General features: G+C 47.6%; 18 protein-coding genes. 2 read left to right on the top strand and 16 right to left on the bottom strand.

The genetic code is table 11. The features are described from left to right. From rnc to AAAA73_RS06270, 4 genes are read right to left on the bottom strand one after another with little or no spacing between them, the layout of a single operon-like run. Complete coding sequence (rnc, locus tag AAAA73_RS06285; RefSeq protein WP_340597337.1) at nt 1-690, bottom strand: ribonuclease III; 690 nt, start codon at nt 688-690, stop codon at nt 1-3. Then, complete coding sequence (mtaB, locus tag AAAA73_RS06280; protein ID WP_340597336.1) at nt 687-2,030, bottom strand: tRNA (N(6)-L-threonylcarbamoyladenosine(37)-C(2))-methylthiotransferase MtaB; 1,344 nt, start codon at nt 2,028-2,030, stop codon at nt 687-689. Before mtaB ends, rnc begins: the two co-directional genes overlap by 4 nt. After that, a complete protein-coding gene (gene mnmA, locus AAAA73_RS06275) occupies nt 2,015-3,097 on the bottom strand; it encodes a tRNA 2-thiouridine(34) synthase MnmA (RefSeq protein WP_340597335.1) in 1,083 nt (360 codons plus the stop codon). The genes mtaB and mnmA overlap by 16 nt, the downstream gene beginning before the upstream one ends. Further along, a complete protein-coding gene (locus AAAA73_RS06270; RefSeq protein ID WP_340597334.1) occupies nt 3,090-4,295 on the bottom strand; it encodes a cysteine desulfurase family protein in 1,206 nt (401 codons plus the stop codon). The genes mnmA and AAAA73_RS06270 overlap by 8 nt, the downstream gene beginning before the upstream one ends. Nucleotides 4,296-4,438: 143 nt before the next feature. Here AAAA73_RS06270 and AAAA73_RS06265 point away from each other — a divergent pair, with 143 nt between their 5' ends. Then, nucleotides 4,439-5,860, top strand: coding sequence for a hypothetical protein (locus AAAA73_RS06265; RefSeq protein WP_340597333.1), 1,422 nt, complete (start codon nt 4,439-4,441; stop codon nt 5,858-5,860). Here AAAA73_RS06265 and AAAA73_RS06260 read toward each other — a convergent pair. The 12 genes from AAAA73_RS06260 to AAAA73_RS06205 form a co-directional block, all read right to left on the bottom strand. Further along, on the bottom strand, nt 5,857-5,991 hold the full coding sequence (locus AAAA73_RS06260) for a hypothetical protein (RefSeq protein WP_340597332.1): 135 nt from the start codon (nt 5,989-5,991) through the stop codon (nt 5,857-5,859). The genes AAAA73_RS06265 and AAAA73_RS06260 overlap by 4 nt on opposite strands. A 117-nt stretch (nt 5,992-6,108) precedes the next feature. Further along, nucleotides 6,109-6,558 (bottom strand): tRNA (adenosine(37)-N6)-threonylcarbamoyltransferase complex ATPase subunit type 1 TsaE, encoded by a 450-nt coding sequence (gene tsaE, locus AAAA73_RS06255; RefSeq protein WP_340597331.1) that lies wholly within the window; start codon nt 6,556-6,558, stop codon nt 6,109-6,111. Between the two features lie 6 nt (nt 6,559-6,564). After that, nucleotides 6,565-7,290, bottom strand: coding sequence for a pyridoxine 5'-phosphate synthase (locus tag AAAA73_RS06250; protein ID WP_340597330.1), 726 nt, complete (start codon nt 7,288-7,290; stop codon nt 6,565-6,567). Further along, nucleotides 7,290-8,666: a phosphoglucosamine mutase gene (gene glmM / locus AAAA73_RS06245; protein WP_340597536.1), complete on the bottom strand. Its 1,377-nt coding sequence runs from the start codon at nt 8,664-8,666 to the stop codon at nt 7,290-7,292. The genes AAAA73_RS06250 and glmM overlap by 1 nt, the downstream gene beginning before the upstream one ends. A 1-nt stretch (nt 8,667) precedes the next feature. Next, nucleotides 8,668-9,090 (bottom strand): hypothetical protein, encoded by a 423-nt coding sequence (locus AAAA73_RS06240; protein ID WP_340597329.1) that lies wholly within the window; start codon nt 9,088-9,090, stop codon nt 8,668-8,670. Next, nucleotides 9,087-9,899, bottom strand: coding sequence for a diadenylate cyclase CdaA (gene cdaA, locus AAAA73_RS06235; protein ID WP_340597328.1), 813 nt, complete (start codon nt 9,897-9,899; stop codon nt 9,087-9,089). Before cdaA ends, AAAA73_RS06240 begins: the two co-directional genes overlap by 4 nt. A gap of 77 nt (nt 9,900-9,976) precedes the next feature. Next, nucleotides 9,977-11,929 (bottom strand): ATP-dependent zinc metalloprotease FtsH, encoded by a 1,953-nt coding sequence (gene ftsH, locus AAAA73_RS06230; protein WP_340597327.1) that lies wholly within the window; start codon nt 11,927-11,929, stop codon nt 9,977-9,979. Between the two features lie 105 nt (nt 11,930-12,034). Beyond that, the gene (gene tilS / locus AAAA73_RS06225) at nt 12,035-13,015 is read right to left on the bottom strand and encodes a tRNA lysidine(34) synthetase TilS (RefSeq protein WP_340597326.1); all 981 of its coding nucleotides are present in this window, start codon (nt 13,013-13,015) and stop codon (nt 12,035-12,037) included. Next, nucleotides 13,012-14,361 carry an aldehyde dehydrogenase family protein gene (locus tag AAAA73_RS06220; RefSeq protein WP_340597325.1) on the bottom strand — a complete coding sequence of 450 codons (1,350 nt, stop codon included), beginning with the start codon at nt 14,359-14,361 and terminating at the stop codon, nt 13,012-13,014. The genes tilS and AAAA73_RS06220 overlap by 4 nt, the downstream gene beginning before the upstream one ends. Before the next feature lie 31 nt (nt 14,362-14,392). Beyond that, nucleotides 14,393-14,626: a hypothetical protein gene (locus tag AAAA73_RS06215; RefSeq protein ID WP_340597324.1), complete on the bottom strand. Its 234-nt coding sequence runs from the start codon at nt 14,624-14,626 to the stop codon at nt 14,393-14,395. A 47-nt stretch (nt 14,627-14,673) separates the two neighbouring features. Next, nucleotides 14,674-15,048 (bottom strand): hypothetical protein, encoded by a 375-nt coding sequence (locus AAAA73_RS06210; protein WP_340597323.1) that lies wholly within the window; start codon nt 15,046-15,048, stop codon nt 14,674-14,676. Continuing rightward, nucleotides 15,038-15,469: a type II toxin-antitoxin system RatA family toxin gene (locus AAAA73_RS06205; protein WP_340597322.1), complete on the bottom strand. Its 432-nt coding sequence runs from the start codon at nt 15,467-15,469 to the stop codon at nt 15,038-15,040. The genes AAAA73_RS06210 and AAAA73_RS06205 overlap by 11 nt, the downstream gene beginning before the upstream one ends. A 162-nt stretch (nt 15,470-15,631) precedes the next feature. Here AAAA73_RS06205 and AAAA73_RS06200 point away from each other — a divergent pair, with 162 nt between their 5' ends. After that, nucleotides 15,632-15,994: a response regulator gene (locus AAAA73_RS06200; RefSeq protein ID WP_340597321.1), complete on the top strand. Its 363-nt coding sequence runs from the start codon at nt 15,632-15,634 to the stop codon at nt 15,992-15,994. The last annotated feature ends 14 nt before the right edge of the window (nt 15,995-16,008 follow it).

Raw genomic sequence — 16,008 nt, 5'->3', positions numbered from 1 at the left:
CTAATTCGTCTCCTTAAACTTTGCATCTAAAGCGCTTTTCGCCGCATCTTGCTCGGCATTTTTTTTACTGCGTCCGCGCCCCTTGGACCAGATTTCTTCTTTAACTTTCACGCACACCACGAACTGTCGATCATGGGGTGGACCTTCTTCAGAGAGCACTTCGTACTTGGGCGTTTCTTTCATCGCCTTTTGCACCAGCTCCTGCAGACGGGTTTTATAATCCCGCTCAAAATCCTCATTCGCGCAGGTCTTGTCACAAAGTGGCAAGAACTCCTTGCGGATGAATGTTTGAGCCGCGGCGAAGCCGCCATCCAGGTAAATCGCCCCGACCACCGCTTCCAACGAAGAGGCCAGCAAGCGGGGTTTTAATGCGCCACCGGTTTGCGCCTCCCCTTTACCCAGTTGAAGAATTTTGTTCAGCTCCATATCGCGAGCGAGTTCAAACAAAACCTCTTCGTTCACAATGGAAGCACGTTTCTTGGAAAGGCCTCCTTCATTGTCCTGCGGGTATTTTTCGTACAAAAACTCCCCGACGACCAAATCCAGAACAGCATCCCCCAGAAATTCCAATTTCTCGTTGTGCTCGGTGTGATTCTTTAATTCATTTGCATAGCTTTTGTGCGTCAGTGCACGGGCCAGCAAGGACATATTCTTAAACTTATACCCCAGGCGTTGTTCTAGTGAATTCATGACAACACCTCACCGATCAAATGACCTTCCATGTGAGATTTATTGGAATGATCATAGCCTGTGATTTTAACTTCGACTTCCTGACCCGCCCAGTGAGCAAGGAAGCTTTCCGCCCCTGCGATATCCACTGGCCAGTAGTCATGACTTAGACCCTGACCACCTTTTGCGGCATTTTTCAAAACCAGAACCCTTTTTGTGGTTCCAATCTGGCGATTCGCCTGCTCCGTGTAACGGGCAATGCTAAGTTCACGTAAAACCGCTGCACGCTCCGCACGTACGTGCGGGTAAACGGAAACGTCCATAGCCGCAGCTCTGGTGCCCTGGCGCTCACTGTATGGGAAAACGTGCAACTTCGTCCAAGGAAGCTCAGACAAGCACTTGGCTGTGTCTTCAAACTGCTCTTTGGTTTCTGTTGGGAAACCCGTGATCACGTCCATCCCCACAAAGGAGTTTGGAACGCGTTTTTCAATCGCAAGCAAAGATTTACGAACATCGTCCTGAGTGTATTTGCGCTTCATGTGATGAAGCACGTCGGTGTTCGCACTTTGAATGCTCATATGGAAATGCGGGCAAAGGCGTGAATCAGAATAAAGATCCAACAAGCGCTCTGACACTTCCACCGGCTCCAAAGAGGACAAACGGAAACGCGGCATTTTAGTTCTGACCAAAAGATTTTCGATCAGGTCTTCCATCACCATGGTCTTGCCATTGATCTCGTCTTCGTAGTCGCCGATATGCACACCGGTCAGCACGACTTCGCGGGAACCTTCCGCGTAAAGATCATTGATACGCTGAACCAGATTCGCAATCGAAATTGAACGCGATTTACCGCGAGCATAAGGAATAATGCAGTAAGTGCAGAAGCTGTTACAGCCATCCTGAATTTTCAGGAACGTGCGCGTGTGGTGTTTTTCAATTCCACCACCCATTTCCAGGTCTTCTTTTTTGAAGATATTGGACTTGAAGACCTTCTCGGTCAGCTCGCCTTTGAAGTGCTTATTTAAAAGCTCTGGCAAATTACCTTTATGGGAGTTTGCCACAACCAAATCAGCACCCGGAAGATTCGAGAACGAACCCGTATCCACCTGAGCCGCACAACCCGTCACCACGATCGTGCAAAATGGATCTTTAACCTTCAAACGACGAATGTAGCGAACAGCTTCTTTCGTCGCCTCTGCAGTCACCGCGCACGTATTCAGCACGTGAATGCGCGCGTCTTTTTCACCGCGAATCACCGGCGCAAAACCATTGGAGTTCAGATTCTTTTGAATCAAACCCGCGTCGTAAGTGTTCACCTTACAACCAAACGTATGAACCTGATACTTTAGAGAGTGATCCATCCGCCCCCTACAAGTTCGCGCTCGCGATAAAACACCGCTGCCTGACCCGGAGTCACTGCACGCTGCGGTTCCTGGAATTTAAGCTTGAATCCTTTGTCGGTTTTATAAACCAAGGCCGGAGAGCCCTTGTGCTGATAACGGATTTTCACATTCATCAGCTCACCGTCTTGCAGATCACCCAGCATGTGAGGATCCACGACATCCACTTCATGAGCAAACAAGTACTTCTCGTCACCCACCCATACCGTGTTGTCAGATGAATCGATTTTGATCACGAACAGCTTTTCATGATGATCCATACCCAGACCCTTACTTTGACCGTAAGTGTAGTTATGAATACCTTCATGCTTAGCCATCACCGTGCCATCTGGATAACGTTTCAACAGACCTTTTTTAGAATCCAAAACTGCTTTTGGAACTTGGCCTTTGATAAAGTTTTGATAACCAATGCCACCCACAAAACAAATACCTTGCGAGTCTTTTTTCTTAGCTGTGACCAATCCCATTTTCTCAGAGTACTCACGCACTTGAGGTTTCTTCATGTCACCAATCGGGAACAAAAGTTTTGGAACCAGTTCCGGATCAATCGTGAACAGGAAGTACGTTTGGTCTTTCCAATCATCCGTCGAAGTATGAATCGCGGACTTGCCGTTTTCATCGGTTACGATTTTTGCGTAATGACCTGTTGCCAGGTAATCACACTCAAGCTCTTTCATCTTTTTAACCAGATGATCAAATTTCAAATAGGTATTGCAGTTCACACATGGAAGTGGCGTCTGGCCTTCCAAGTATGCTTTCAAGAAAGGATCAATAACCGCTGCGCGGAACTTCGCCTCGCAGTTCAAAACGTAAAACGGAATCCCCAGACGGTCCGCCACAGAACGGGCATCATCAACGTCGATGGAGGAACAGCAAGTGCCGTTGCCCTCTTCGATATCGCAAGTCGAGTAGTCCCAGACTTGCATCGTTGCCCCAATAACTTCATAGCCCTGTTCCACTAACAGCGCAGCCGCGGCTGAACTGTCCACGCCTCCGCTCATAGCAACAAGAACTCTTCCCTTAGACATGATATGTCTCTCCCTCTTCATGCTCAATGGATCGCAAACGAGTCACGACCGCTTTTAATGCTTCAACAAATCCATCGACTTCTTCCAAAGTCGTGTCCCAACCAAGACTTACACGCAAACTGTTTTGCGCCTCTTGACGACTTAGTCCCATCGCCAACAACACCGGACTTGGCTCCGGGTTCCCGCTGGAGCACGCCGCTCCAGTACTGACTGCATAACCCTTGATATCCAAGGACATCAGCATCGTCTCACCATCCGCATCTTTGATAACCAAAGAACTGGTATTACCCAGGCGAGGAGTCTCAACGGCTGTGATCGTCACATCAGAAATCTCGTTTAAGATTCTAGCTTCCATGTGATCGCGCAATTTACTTACTTCGAACGCTTTATCCTGAACCAGTGGCGCACGTTGTGCCATCAACCCCAGACAAGCAATACCCAAAGTGTTCTCAGTGCCACCACGACGATGACGTTCCTGACCACCCCCGTGAATCAACGGACTGACAAACATGCCTTTTTTCATATAAAGCACGCCGGAGCCTTTGATAGAGTAGAACTTGTGCCCTGAGATCGACGCAAAATCGACATTCAACTCTTTAAAATTCAATGGTGCTTTACCAAATCCCTGAACTGCATCCGTGTGAAAAAGAGCGCCTTTGGCGTGAGCCATCTCGGCCATCTGCTTGATCGGAAACAATGTACCGGTTTCGTTGTTGGCAAACATCACAGAAACCAAAGCAGTTTCTTCACTTAAGTGTTCTGCATAAAACTTCAGATCGATCACGCCTTCACGACTGACCGGGATGTAACTTACACGTGCACCCAAAGCTTCCAGGTGAGCCATGGTTTTCATGATGCTTGGGTGCTCCACCGCAGAACACATGAAGTGAGTGCGACGGCGTTGTTCCGGCGCCAGGAACTGGGCTGTGTGATAGTAATCAAAAAGTCCTTTGATCACAGTGTTGTTCGCTTCACTGCCACCACTGGTGAAAATGATTTCCAGCGGGGAAATATGCAAGGCCTCTGAAATTGCTTTACGCGCATCGCGGATTAAGTTCTTAGGCTGTCTTCCGCCCCAATGGATGGAGCTGGGATTGCCACCGGCTGCTGCAAATTCAGGCAGCGCCGCAATCACTTCTGCGCACACCGGAGTGGTCGCATTGTGGTCGAAATAGTGAAGAACTTTGGTCTGAAGCATAATTGGGCGGGAGACTACCACATTTGCTAAGTATTGAAAACCTCTATATTTTTAGCGCCTATTCAGTAAGCAATGCTGCAAAAAATTCAGCCCTCCTAGACCTAGACTCAGGTTTTCATTGGGAAAAGCCGATAAACAAGACAATGAGCACTTTAGAATGGTTTGAGCATTTTAAACATAAACTTCAAGGACTTACCGATTCTCACGCGGCCGCTGGTTCGCCATTGAGCCTTTTGGGGTATGCCTTGAAGGAAAACCACATCCAACCCGACGAATATTTTCCTTGGGCGATGGCTCATTATAAACTTCCTCGGCTTCAGGCAAGATTTTTTACAGAAACTCCTCCTCGCAAAGAAATGTTAGCTAAGTGGGCGACGCATTACTCCTGGACGGCGGAGTGTCTGCCTGTGGCGGAGTGGGATGGCATTCTTGTAGTGGCATGTCTGCAACCGCCACAGGATTTCCCTTTAAATCCTGGTGCTGTTTTCGTACTTGCTCCCCATGATGTGTTGGAAAATTGCTGGAACTCCTGGCAGTCTCCGGCAAAATCTGAATCCGAAATGCCGGAAGGTTTTGAAGTTTCTTTGAAAGCTCCAGCCGCGAAAAAATCCGGCGACAGCTTTTCTTTTGATGATCTTGGCGACCTGGCTTCCTCTGAGGAATCCAATCCGGAAATTGAAGTTTCCGAAGAAGGTTCTGAATCTTCCCCTGAGGAAATGGGTGGACTGGAAGGTCTCTTTGACACTCCAGTGGTTAAGCTTCAATCCATTTCCGCTGATGGTGAGCCCGCAGCTCCCCTGACGGAAGAAACTCCGGTGGATGCAATTTTAAACACTAAAAATGCCTCCCAGGAACAAATTCAACAGACTTTTGAGCACACGGTGATGGAGGCTCGTCCAAGCCTTGCGCGCGTTGAACCGGTCTTGGAAAAACAAGCAACACCTGCTGCTAAAATTCCTTCTTCATCAGCACCTCCACCGCCACCGGTGGATGATTTGCCTGAATTAAGCGAAGACAGCTTTGGTAACAAACCCATTGCACCTATCGTGGCTCGCCCAACGGGTGTGGCAAAACCAACAATGAATCCTGTGGCCAGCAGCCACTTTTCATTGGAGAAAATCAAAAAGAAAAACAGCAATGTGCTGCCGGATAAAATCAAACGTGCTCTTTCCGAAATGAAAGCGCACTTTGCAAAATCCATGATTCTGACTTTGGATGAACAAGAATCCCAAGTGACGGCTTTTGCATGGGATGAAAACTTCCAGGACATCAAAGACACGTCCTTGCGTGTGCCGCTTAAAACTCCAAGCATCTTTAACATCGTGGCTTCGACTCAAAAGCCTTTCCATGGTTACATTTCATTGAATGAATTGAATGAAAAATTCTTTGAGCAATGGAATCAGGGCGCCATCCCGGATCACGTCACTCTCACTCCGATTGTGATGGAGGAAAAACTGGTCGGCATGTTGATGGGCTTTGCGGAAAAATCCGCTTACAACAAAACGTCGCTGACATTGGCAGAGAAGATCTCCAGTGAGTTCACCAAAGGCCTGCAAGCCGCTTAATTAAAAAAATCCTTACCGATCTCCCCGGCCTGCAGGAATATCCTCCAGGCAAATTTCCGGGCATTCTTAATGGATGACTTGGGCGACGCAATGTCTTGCGGAGATTGGTTTTCAGGGGAGTTGGTCTTCATAGAGTTTTACCTCCTGATACAATCAATTTTACTCCGCCCTGCAAGTTCGAGAGAAAAAGCAGGAAGAGCCTGAAGAAATACAGAGACACCATTACGGGATGAAGTAAGTCCGTACCTTTAGAGCAGGCGTGAATTGATAATGCGCTCGGATTCGTTAGGACCTTTGGTGATACTGACTTCGACCCGTTGCCAGTTCAAAGGCAGGTAGTCGTAATCCAGACGCTGAGCCCATTCGATCACCACCAATCCCTGTTTAGGAGCAAACAGATCCCAAAAACCGGAGCTCTCCAGATCGTCGTCATCGTTCAGGCGGTACAAATCCAAGTGATCCATAGCGCGGCCCTCGGCGTTTTCATAGCGCAGATGGATCGCAAACGAAGGTGATTGCACGTCTTTCATTCCCAAAATAGCAGCGATGGCCTGCACCGACGTTGTCTTGCCAGCACCGACATCCCCACTTAACAACAAAACACAGCGATCACTCAAGTGTGGCAGGAACTCCTGCCAAAACACTTTAAGTTCTGTTGTGGATTTGATGTGGGTTTGGGAATTCAAAATCGTGGACATAAAGAATTACTTTAAGATTTTGCGCATTTTACGAACGGACTCTTCCATTCCGTATTCAAGCGCATAACAAACCAAAGAGTGTCCGATGTTCACTTCCTGCAGGTATGGCAACTTATTGATTTCCTTGGAGTGTGCATAATCCAGACCGTGGCCCGCATGCACATTCAACCCCAGGTAATTTGCCCACTCGGCAGCATCAACCAGGCGATTCCATTCTTTGGTTTTTTTGGAACCCGACAAGTGAACCCATTTTCCCGTATGGAACTCTACCGCGTCCGCGCCGATTTCATAGGATGCTTCAACTTGTTCAATGGAAGGCTCGATAAACATGGAGATTTCAATTCCCATGCGTTGAAGCTTCTCAACCATCGGAGCCATTTTTTTAAAACCTTTTTTTACGTCCAATCCACCTTCAGTGGTCAGTTCCGCACGCTTTTCAGGAACAAAGCACACCCAGTCCGGACGGTATTTTTTGGCATAAGCCACCATCTGCGGAGTCGCGGCCATTTCCAAATTCAGCATCACCGGACACTCCTTGGAAAGGAGCTTTACGTCTTCCAACTGAATGTGACGACGGTCTTCGCGCAAATGAATCGTGATTTGCTCTGCGCCGCCCTTTACGGACTTTTTAACCATATCCAGAAGGTTCGGGTAAGCCGTAGTGCCACCACGAACCTGACGAAGTGTAGCGACGTGATCAACATTCACGCCCAAACGAATTTTATGTTTCATTAGCTAAGTTCTTTCTCAAGGAAGGACGCGATCTCTTCTGCAAAATGGGAAATTTCGGCTTTATCCTTACCTTCCACCAAAACACGAATCACTGGTTCGGTTCCTGAGAAGCGGACAAAGACGCGGCCGTTGCCAGCCAATTTTCTTTCGATATCTTTAATCAACTCGTTGTAGCCTTTAAGCTGATCAAGCTCTTGACGACGTTTTACGCGGCAATTGATCAACACTTGAGGCATGTCTTCAAACACGCGCGCAAGTTCACTCACACGCTTATTGGTTTGCTTCATAACTGCCAACACACCCAAGGCTGCGATACAGCCGTCACCTGTTGTGGTGTGATCCAGGAAGATGATATGGCCGGATTGTTCGCCACCCAGGTTGTAACCATTTTTACGCATCTCTTCGACAACGTACTTGTCACCAACGCCGACTTTAACCACGTTGATGCCCGCATCGTTCATGGCTTTTTCCAGACCGAAGTTCGACATTTGTGTTGCCACCAAGGTGTTCTTTTTCAAAAGACCACGCTCTTTCATGTGCAAAGCACAGATTGCAAGAATACGGTCCCCGTTTACGATATCACCTTTTTCGTCCACCATGATCACGCGATCCGCATCACCATCAAGACTGATACCCACGTCAGCGCGGTACTGAACCACAGCTTCCGCCAATTTTTGCGGATACAAAGCACCGACTTTGTCGTTGATGTTTGTGCCATTGGGATCATCACCCATTTGAATAACTTCAGCTCCCAGCTCCTGGAAAATGGACGGAGCGACTTTATAGGAAGCACCGTTGGCAGTATCCAGAACGATACGCATTCCATCCAAAGTGTATTCCAAGGGGAATGTGCCTTTGCAATAAACGATGTAACGACCTTGGGAGTCGTCGATACGACGAGTGCGACCGATTTCTTTTGATGGTGGCAGAAGAGCATTCAAATCCTCTTCCAAAACCAGGCGTTCGATTTCGCGCTCCATATCTTCTGAAATTTTAAATCCATCAGCTCCGAACACTTTGATCCCGTTATCATGAAACGGATTGTGAGAAGCTGAAATCACGATCCCCGCCACCGCACGCATTGTGCGAGTCAAGTAACCGATACCTGGAGTCGGAAGTGGTCCCACCAGCTGCACATGAACACCCATGGAGTTCAAACCGCTCGCCAGAGCCTGTTCAATCATGTAACCGGAAAGACGCGTGTCCTTACCGATAACCACTTTACGCAGAGACGGATGTGCATTGTATTTTTGCTTTTGAAGAATATGACCGATCGCCTGACCGATTTTTACAACCATATCCGCTGTCATTGGGTACTGATTGGCAGTCCCGCGAATACCGTCTGTTCCAAAAAGTTTTGCTGTTTTCTTTTCCACTTTACTGACCTTTTTGTTTGTCATTTCCGCTGTCCTTTATTTCCAAAACTTCGGCTTGAATCTGATTAGGACGAACCCCCAGGATTTTCACCCCTAGTGGCACATCGATCTTATTCAACGGAATATCGACATAAATGACCCCTGTGCCCCGATGAGAGATATCAAGATTGATATTCTGAGACAAAGAGCTTTCCATAAACTTCTTCAAAGCAGCCCGTGGCCCTGAAACCTTTACCTTGATGTGGTCTGCAGTCTGCGCTACCACATGGGTTCCTGGAGCCGTAGAGAGTTCGATATCCACGTTTTTACTTAATACAAAATCCCGGCGCCCCAAAATGGTCAACCACAGAATCAGGGATATAAACAAGGCTACCACTTTGTAACTGAAATTTTCGGTCACAGCATCCGACCAGCGACGTCTCATGACAGATCTCCTTGCTGTGAGAAGGCTTTGTACTTAAGACCAAACGTTTCGTACAACGCTTTACGGATATCACCCAGCTCCACATTCGGACTCAGGTGCCCCCCTTGAACGATACCAATGGATTTATTTTCTTCAGAAACCACAAACACCAAGGCATCGGTCTCTTCCGTTAACCCGATAGCGGCACGGTGACGCGTCCCCAAGTTCTTATCCAAAACCGGATTTTTGCTTAAAGGCAAAAAGCAGCCCGCAGAATGAATTTTACCATTGCGAATCAGCACTGCTCCATCATGCATAGGACTTTCCGGGTGGAAAATGGATACCAGCAACTCCGAAGTGACTTTGGATTCCATTTCGGTGCCGAATTCAATATGATAATCGATCACGATCTCACGCTCCACCACGACAAGGGCACCAAAGCCCTTTTGCGCAGTTTGAATCACACCCTTGGCGATCTCCTCGATCACCTGGGTTTCCTGCACTGTGGAAGCGTCTGAGAAGAACGGGTTGGAACCGATGTGTGCCAGGGCTCGACGAATCTCGGCCTGGAACAGAACCACCACGATCACAAACAAATTTGAGAAGAACTTTTCAAGAATCCAGTTAAACGTGAACAACTCAAGCCAGATACTCAGGATGTACCCGATTGCCAGAACTCCCAATCCTGAGAGCATTTGAATTGTACCTGTGCGTTTGATCAAAACCAGAATTCGATAAACAACCATCCACACCAAAATCATGTCGATCGCATCTTGCACGCGCAAATGCTGAACGATAAAGATCAGGTTGTCTAAAAACTGCTGCAACATCCGGATGCCCAATCAAAAAAAGTAATGGGGTTAAAGCACAAAAAGCTCCGAGTTTCCCCGGAGCTTCCAAATTTTCACTATATAGTCACTGGCCCTGTGTTACCGACCGGATCAGAACCCGAGTCGTCCTTCTTGCCGATCCCGGAGGCCTCTGCCAGAGCCAGGTTCGTATCGCGGCGGTTATTTCTGTATTTTTCAATTTCAGAAACCGCAGCACCATTGATCATCATGTCCACTTCGTGACCGTCGATCGTTTCGTATTCAAGCAATGCTTGAGTTAAAGATTCCAAAGCCTGCTTGTTATCAGTCAGGATACGAACCGCAATTGCGTAACCTGTGTTGATGATTTTAGAAACTTCCGCATCGATCTCTTCCGCTTTTGCTTCAGAGTATTCTTTGTGGCCTTGATGTCCATATTGCATACCCAGGAACACTTCCCCGCCTGATTTCTCAAACGCCAAAGGACCCAGTTTCGACATACCCCATTCACACACCATGCGGCGAGCGATGGAAGTGGCGCGTTCAATATCGTTACCCGCACCTGTCGTTACATCTTTAAAGATCACTTCTTCAGCTGCACGACCACCGAACAAGAAGGCGATCATGTTTTCAGCTGTGGACTTGGACAACGACACAGATTCTTTTTCTGGAAGAGTCTGAGTCACACCCAAAGCCATGCCGCGAGGAATGATCGTCACTTTGTGGATCGGATCCAAACCTGGAAGTTTTTTATTTACCAGTGTATGGCCTGCTTCATGGTACGCAGTCACACGCTTGTCTTCCTCAGAAATCACCATGGATTTTCTTTCAGAACCCATGATCACTTTGTCTTTGGCTTTTTCAAAGTCTTCCATCTCAAGATACTTTTTGTCAGAACGAGCGGCCACCAGGGCTGCCTCATTCACCAGGTTCTCAAGGTCTGCACCCGAGAAGCCCGGAGTACCACGAGCGATTTTAGAAGTATCCACGTCAGGACCCAGTGGAGTCTTGCGAGTATGTACGCCCAGGATTTGCTCACGGCCTTTAAGATCTGGTTTGTTCACAACCACGCGACGGTCGAAACGACCTGGGCGCAGAAGTGCAGGATCCAGAACGTCAGGACGATTCGTCGCTGCGATCATGATCACACCTTCAGAGGATTCAAAACCGTCCATCTCAACCAGAAGCTGATTCAGAGTTTGCTCACGCTCGTCATGACCACCACCCATGCCGGCACCACGATGGCGACCTACAGCATCGATCTCGTCAATAAAGATCAAGCACGGAGCATTTTTCTTACCTTGTTCAAACAAGTCACGGACACGGGAAGCGCCCACACCCACGAACATCTCAACGAAGTCAGAACCGGAAATTGTAAAGAACGGCACACCCGCTTCACCCGCTACCGCGCGCGCAAGCAAGGTTTTACCTGTACCCGGAGAACCCACCAAAAGAACACCCTTTGGAATACGGCCACCCAGTTTTGTGTATTTTTTTGGATCCTTCAGGAAACTTACGATTTCCTGAAGATCGTCTTTCGCCTCATCCACACCCGCAACTTCTTTGAAAGTCACACGGTTCTTATGCTCCGTCAAAAGACGCGCACGGGATTTACCAAAGGACATCGCCTTACCACCGCCGACTTGAATCTGGCGCATGATGAACAGGAACATCGCCACGATCAAAATCAATGGCAACCAGTTCACGATGAATGATTGGAAGAACCCACCGTTGTCAGCACGCTCGTAGTTTGGCGTGATGCCGTTGGCTTCAAGAAATTTAAATCCCTCATCCTGGGTGTTACCCACGATTTGGAAATGAAGGCCGTTGTACTTTTTCTCGAACTCCGGTTTCATTTCGCCCAGGATCTCACTGGATTCCTGACGGAATGTAACGGTTGCGACTTCCTTCGCTTTTACCGCCTCGGTGAATTTCGAGTAATTGAATTCACCAATTAGTTTTTGATGCTTGCTCTCATAGGCTTGAAATAGAAACACAGCCATGATGATTAGGAAAAACCATAGAGCCAGCGTTTTCTGAGTAGATCGCATTTCGATTCCTTTCGCTCACTTCTCTCGTCCAGATAGAAACCATTTAAGACTAACAGAAGCTGTGAGCTAATAAAAGCAACTTTAAGAGGTTTTTCAGAGGGGAAATCAGGACTCGACCTTGATTTGCTCTGCGTTAATTTCCCACTGACAACCGCTGACCTTAAAGCTGATCACTTTCTGCGATTTGTCCAGGCGCTTTTGAACTTCTTCAAGTTGAGATTGTGAAAAATCTCGTTTTCCGAGGGAAAACAGGTATTGAGCCAAAAGTCTTCTTTGTTCAAAAGGAGTTAACGTTAGATAATAGGCCCGTGAAAGCCCCTGCGTTTTCTGTGACTTATAAGCCTCATTGAGGGCCAACAAATCACTTCCCGGCTTGTGATCAACGGATTGCAGCTCCTGAGCAAGGATCTCCAGGGACCTTGCCAGACTCTTCACTGCCCCTTTTTGACGTTTCTCCAGGGACTTCAACCAGTCTTCACGAATCCAGTTACGAAATGGGTCCAGCAGTCTATTGGAGGGATCCTCAAAGGCGCGTATTTTTTCAGCACGCAGGTACTTTCGCAACTCGACCTTGGGCGTCTCAAGAAAGGGCCTGAAGACACCGCCACTGAAATAGGACATTGCAACCAAACCTTGGCCCCCTGTCCCACGCACAATGCGCATCAAACGTGTTTCCAGCAGGTCGTCGGCATGGTGTCCTGTGGCAAGGACCTCAAAGTTTTCATCTCGCTGCAGACGCGCCAGCGCCTCATACCGCTGTTCACGATATTGGGCCTCTGACTTTGCCAGAGCTTTTGATTTTAGTGCAAAAAAAGACACGCTCAGCTTTTTACAAAGCTTTTCACAGTACTCCAAAGCGTCGCTGCGATACTCCTGGTTATTGTCGTCACCGTGATGAAAATAACACGCTCCCAGCTGAGCGCCGGGCAGCAGTTTTGACAGAACAGTCAGCAACGCCACCGAGTCCACGCCACCAGACAAGGCCACCAGAATTTTTTTATCCTGAATTTCAAATTTCTTAATCAACTTCCAAACCTGATGATCCAAATCCTGCTTGGCACGCACCTTTGCGGTCAATCGCTTCACTGAACCGCTCCCACTCCGACCGTCTTGACGTTAACAAATTCCATAATTCCAAAATGTCCCAACTCCCGGCCATATCCGGATTCTTTGACTCCACCAAAAGGCACGCGCGGGTCAGATTTTACGAAGTCATTCACGACCACAAATCCCGCTTCCATTTCCTTTTCAATCAGCTCTTTGCCCTTTTGCAGATCCTTCGTAAAGATGCCTCCGCCCAAACCGAACGGAGAGGCATTTGCGATCGCCATGGCTTCCGCAGCGTCTTTCGCAACAAAGACCAGCGCCACCGGCCCGAAGACCTCTTCGTGATGAACCTCGGAATTGTTTTTTTCAAACAACACCAGGGTCGCCGGATAAAAGGCCGCCGGCCCCTGAGGTGCGGTGCCCCCCATAAGCACTTTACCACCCCAGTTTTTAAGTTTCTCAACTTGGGTGATGATGGTTTCCTGAAATCTTTTACTTGCCAAAGGAGCCAGGGGCAGAATTTTCATCTCGTGCTCCATGGCGTTTAAAAACTCCGCCAGATTTTTTTCCACGACTATAAAGCGTTTGCCAGCAACACAGCTTTGTCCACAGTTTTGCAATCGCGTTTTCGCGCAGGTTTTCGCTGCCCAGGAAACATCCGCATCATCCAAAACGATGTAGGCATCACTGCCTCCCAGCTCCAGCACGATTTTTTTCAGATTCCTTGCAGCAGTGGTTGCCACAGAACGGCCCCCTTCAGTGCTGCCGGTGAAAGTCACACCGCGAACCAGAGGGTGAGAGATAATTTTTTCTGCGACGGAGTGATCCGCCTGACAATTGCGCAGCAGCACCAGACCCGGAACCAGATCTTTAAAAATCTGCCCGATCTTTTCTGAAACCCCGGCGGTTAAATCCGCGTGTTTTAAAATAATCACATTCCCCGCCATCAAGGCCGGGGCTGCAAAGCGAATCACCTGCCACAAGGGAAAATTCCACGGCATGATACTAAAAATCACACCCAAGGGTTGAAAACTGACTTCGGCACTTTGATAGGGGGAACCACTGCTTTGATTGCGCAACATCCCTGGCGCCTCTTTGGCATAGTACTCACAGGTGACCGCGCATTTTTCAACTTCGGCCTTTCCTTCCGGGATCAGCTTCCCCATCTCCAAATGCATCTGCAATGCCAGATCGTCACTGTGATTACGTAGACTTGCGGCAAGATTGTTAAGGACTTTCGAGCGCTCCAGGAAACTGAATTTGCGCCATTGGTTGAAATCATTTTTTGCATCCAGGATCATCAGCTCGGCCTGATCCCAGGTGACGTGTTCGAATTTTTTTAATTGCTCACCCGTAGCAGGATTGACAGTGGAAAAGGAGCTCACAAACACCTCCTCACCCAGTCAAACACAGGAATCAGATTGTTGTAAACACCTGATAAAATGACACAGCGGTACCGACCATAAAGACCGAAGTCATCAAAGCCCAAGCCATAATTTTATAGCCCTTGCCAAGTTGCATGGCGCGATGTGCGTAAGGTCTTTCGGAAGCCAAAAGAGGAATCGGCTGAACCACTGAATGAATCAGTTGGCGGCAGCAAAAACAAAAAAGCAAAACCGATATGAATGTCAGGATTTCTGTTTCCATCATGACACTCTTATCGGTCTGATTTTTCTCAACTTGAGACGGATTTAGGTCTAGGCTTCGTCAGTGGGCTTACTTTTGCCGGAGTCTTTTTTAATGATATCGATCTCGGCAGTGATTTTAAATTTATGCGTTTCCGCGAACTTGGAAAATTCCTTCACAAAGTCGATCTTCTGAATAATTCCCACAACCTCTTTGGTCACACGCTGGGTGATTTCATCTTTGGATTTGTTTGCACCTTGAATCAGCAGATTCAATGCCTCTTTCGGCAGCTTCAATTCAGAAAGATAAGATTTAAGCCCCTCTTCGCTCATAAAAGCGGCAGAGACACCCGCGGTAAAAACTTTTTTTACCGTGTCACCCAGAAGACCTTTAAAGTCCGCTGGAGATTCTTTGTCATCTTTCTTGGAGCCGGAATCAGACGCCATACAACTGTTTCACTCGCTTATGATAAGAGCTCATCATGTTTGGCAGATTTACACTGACCAAGGCGTTGGCAATAGGACCTGGCACAAACATATTGAAAGTCGCTTCCACAGAATATGTGGCGCGTGTTTTACCAGCTTCATCCTGAAGTTTCCAGGAACCCACTGAAGTTTTAAACATGTCTCCAGAGGCGAATTCCCAAGTGATGCTGCTTGGAGCAGTTTCTGTCATCCAAAGGGAGTATTTAAAGGTTTTTACAACCGCAACGTTGTATTCAACCAATTTACGATTGCCTTCGGTTTTAAGGACTTTGCATTGTTTCACTTCTGCTAAAAACTCATGGTATTTGTCGTAATCAGAAATGATTTTAAAGAATTGCTCTGGGGTGCAGTTGAAAACTTCTGTCGTTGATGCTTTTGCCATATGCAAACACTGTGACTTTCAGTTCACAGACAGTCAACGCTAGCCTAGACCACCAAACACACTTATGTTACATCGCCTTAATGTTGGGTTCATCTCTGGGACTTAGCTGGACAAATCTGCGAGTATTATTTTATACAAAGTATCCTAAGGAGCCCAGAGTCAGTGAAACAAAAAATACTCATCGTTGATGACGAAAAAGATCTGCGCGACCTTATCTCTTACTTCCTGACCAAAGCGGACTACGAAGTGGCCTTGGCGGAAAATGGTTCCGTTGGGTTTGAGAAGCTCAAATCCTGGAAACCGAACTTAATCATCAGTGACATTCGTATGCCCGTTTGCGATGGCTTTGAACTGTTAAAAAGAATCAGCTCCACAGCAGAAACCAAGACACCCGTCATGTTTATCTCGGGCTATGTTGGCGGCGACGAGGACGAACTACGTAAAAATCCCAATTGCGTGGGCTTTATATTAAAACCCGTCAACCGGACCGAACTTTTGGATATGGTTAAGCACGCTCTTAATTAACTTTAAACGCTGGG

The organism is Bdellovibrio sp. GT3, from assembly GCF_037996765.1.
Lineage (GTDB): Bacteria > Bdellovibrionota > Bdellovibrionia > Bdellovibrionales > Bdellovibrionaceae > Bdellovibrio.
The sequence above is the reverse complement of the archived record's forward strand: the minus strand, read 5'-3'. Positions and strand labels throughout refer to the sequence as shown.

Bases quoted from the DNA above. Each gene is read 5' to 3' on its own strand.
- rnc (WP_340597337.1), bottom strand. From the start codon at position 690: ATGAATTCACTAGAACAACGCCTGGGGTATAAGTTTAAGAATATGTCC.
- mtaB (WP_340597336.1), bottom strand. From the start codon at position 2,030: ATGGATCACTCTCTAAAGTATCAGGTTCATACGTTTGGTTGTAAGGTG.
- mnmA (WP_340597335.1), bottom strand. From the start codon at position 3,097: ATGTCTAAGGGAAGAGTTCTTGTTGCTATGAGCGGAGGCGTGGACAGT.
- AAAA73_RS06270 (WP_340597334.1), bottom strand. From the start codon at position 4,295: ATGCTTCAGACCAAAGTTCTTCACTATTTCGACCACAATGCGACCACT.
- AAAA73_RS06265 (WP_340597333.1), top strand. From the start codon at position 4,439: ATGAGCACTTTAGAATGGTTTGAGCATTTTAAACATAAACTTCAAGGA.
- AAAA73_RS06260 (WP_340597332.1), bottom strand. From the start codon at position 5,991: ATGAAGACCAACTCCCCTGAAAACCAATCTCCGCAAGACATTGCGTCG.
- tsaE (WP_340597331.1), bottom strand. From the start codon at position 6,558: ATGTCCACGATTTTGAATTCCCAAACCCACATCAAATCCACAACAGAA.
- AAAA73_RS06250 (WP_340597330.1), bottom strand. From the start codon at position 7,290: ATGAAACATAAAATTCGTTTGGGCGTGAATGTTGATCACGTCGCTACA.
- AAAA73_RS06240 (WP_340597329.1), bottom strand. From the start codon at position 9,090: ATGAGACGTCGCTGGTCGGATGCTGTGACCGAAAATTTCAGTTACAAA.
- cdaA (WP_340597328.1), bottom strand. From the start codon at position 9,899: ATGTTGCAGCAGTTTTTAGACAACCTGATCTTTATCGTTCAGCATTTG.
- ftsH (WP_340597327.1), bottom strand. From the start codon at position 11,929: ATGCGATCTACTCAGAAAACGCTGGCTCTATGGTTTTTCCTAATCATC.
- AAAA73_RS06215 (WP_340597324.1), bottom strand. From the start codon at position 14,626: ATGATGGAAACAGAAATCCTGACATTCATATCGGTTTTGCTTTTTTGT.
- AAAA73_RS06210 (WP_340597323.1), bottom strand. From the start codon at position 15,048: ATGGCGTCTGATTCCGGCTCCAAGAAAGATGACAAAGAATCTCCAGCG.
- AAAA73_RS06205 (WP_340597322.1), bottom strand. From the start codon at position 15,469: ATGGCAAAAGCATCAACGACAGAAGTTTTCAACTGCACCCCAGAGCAA.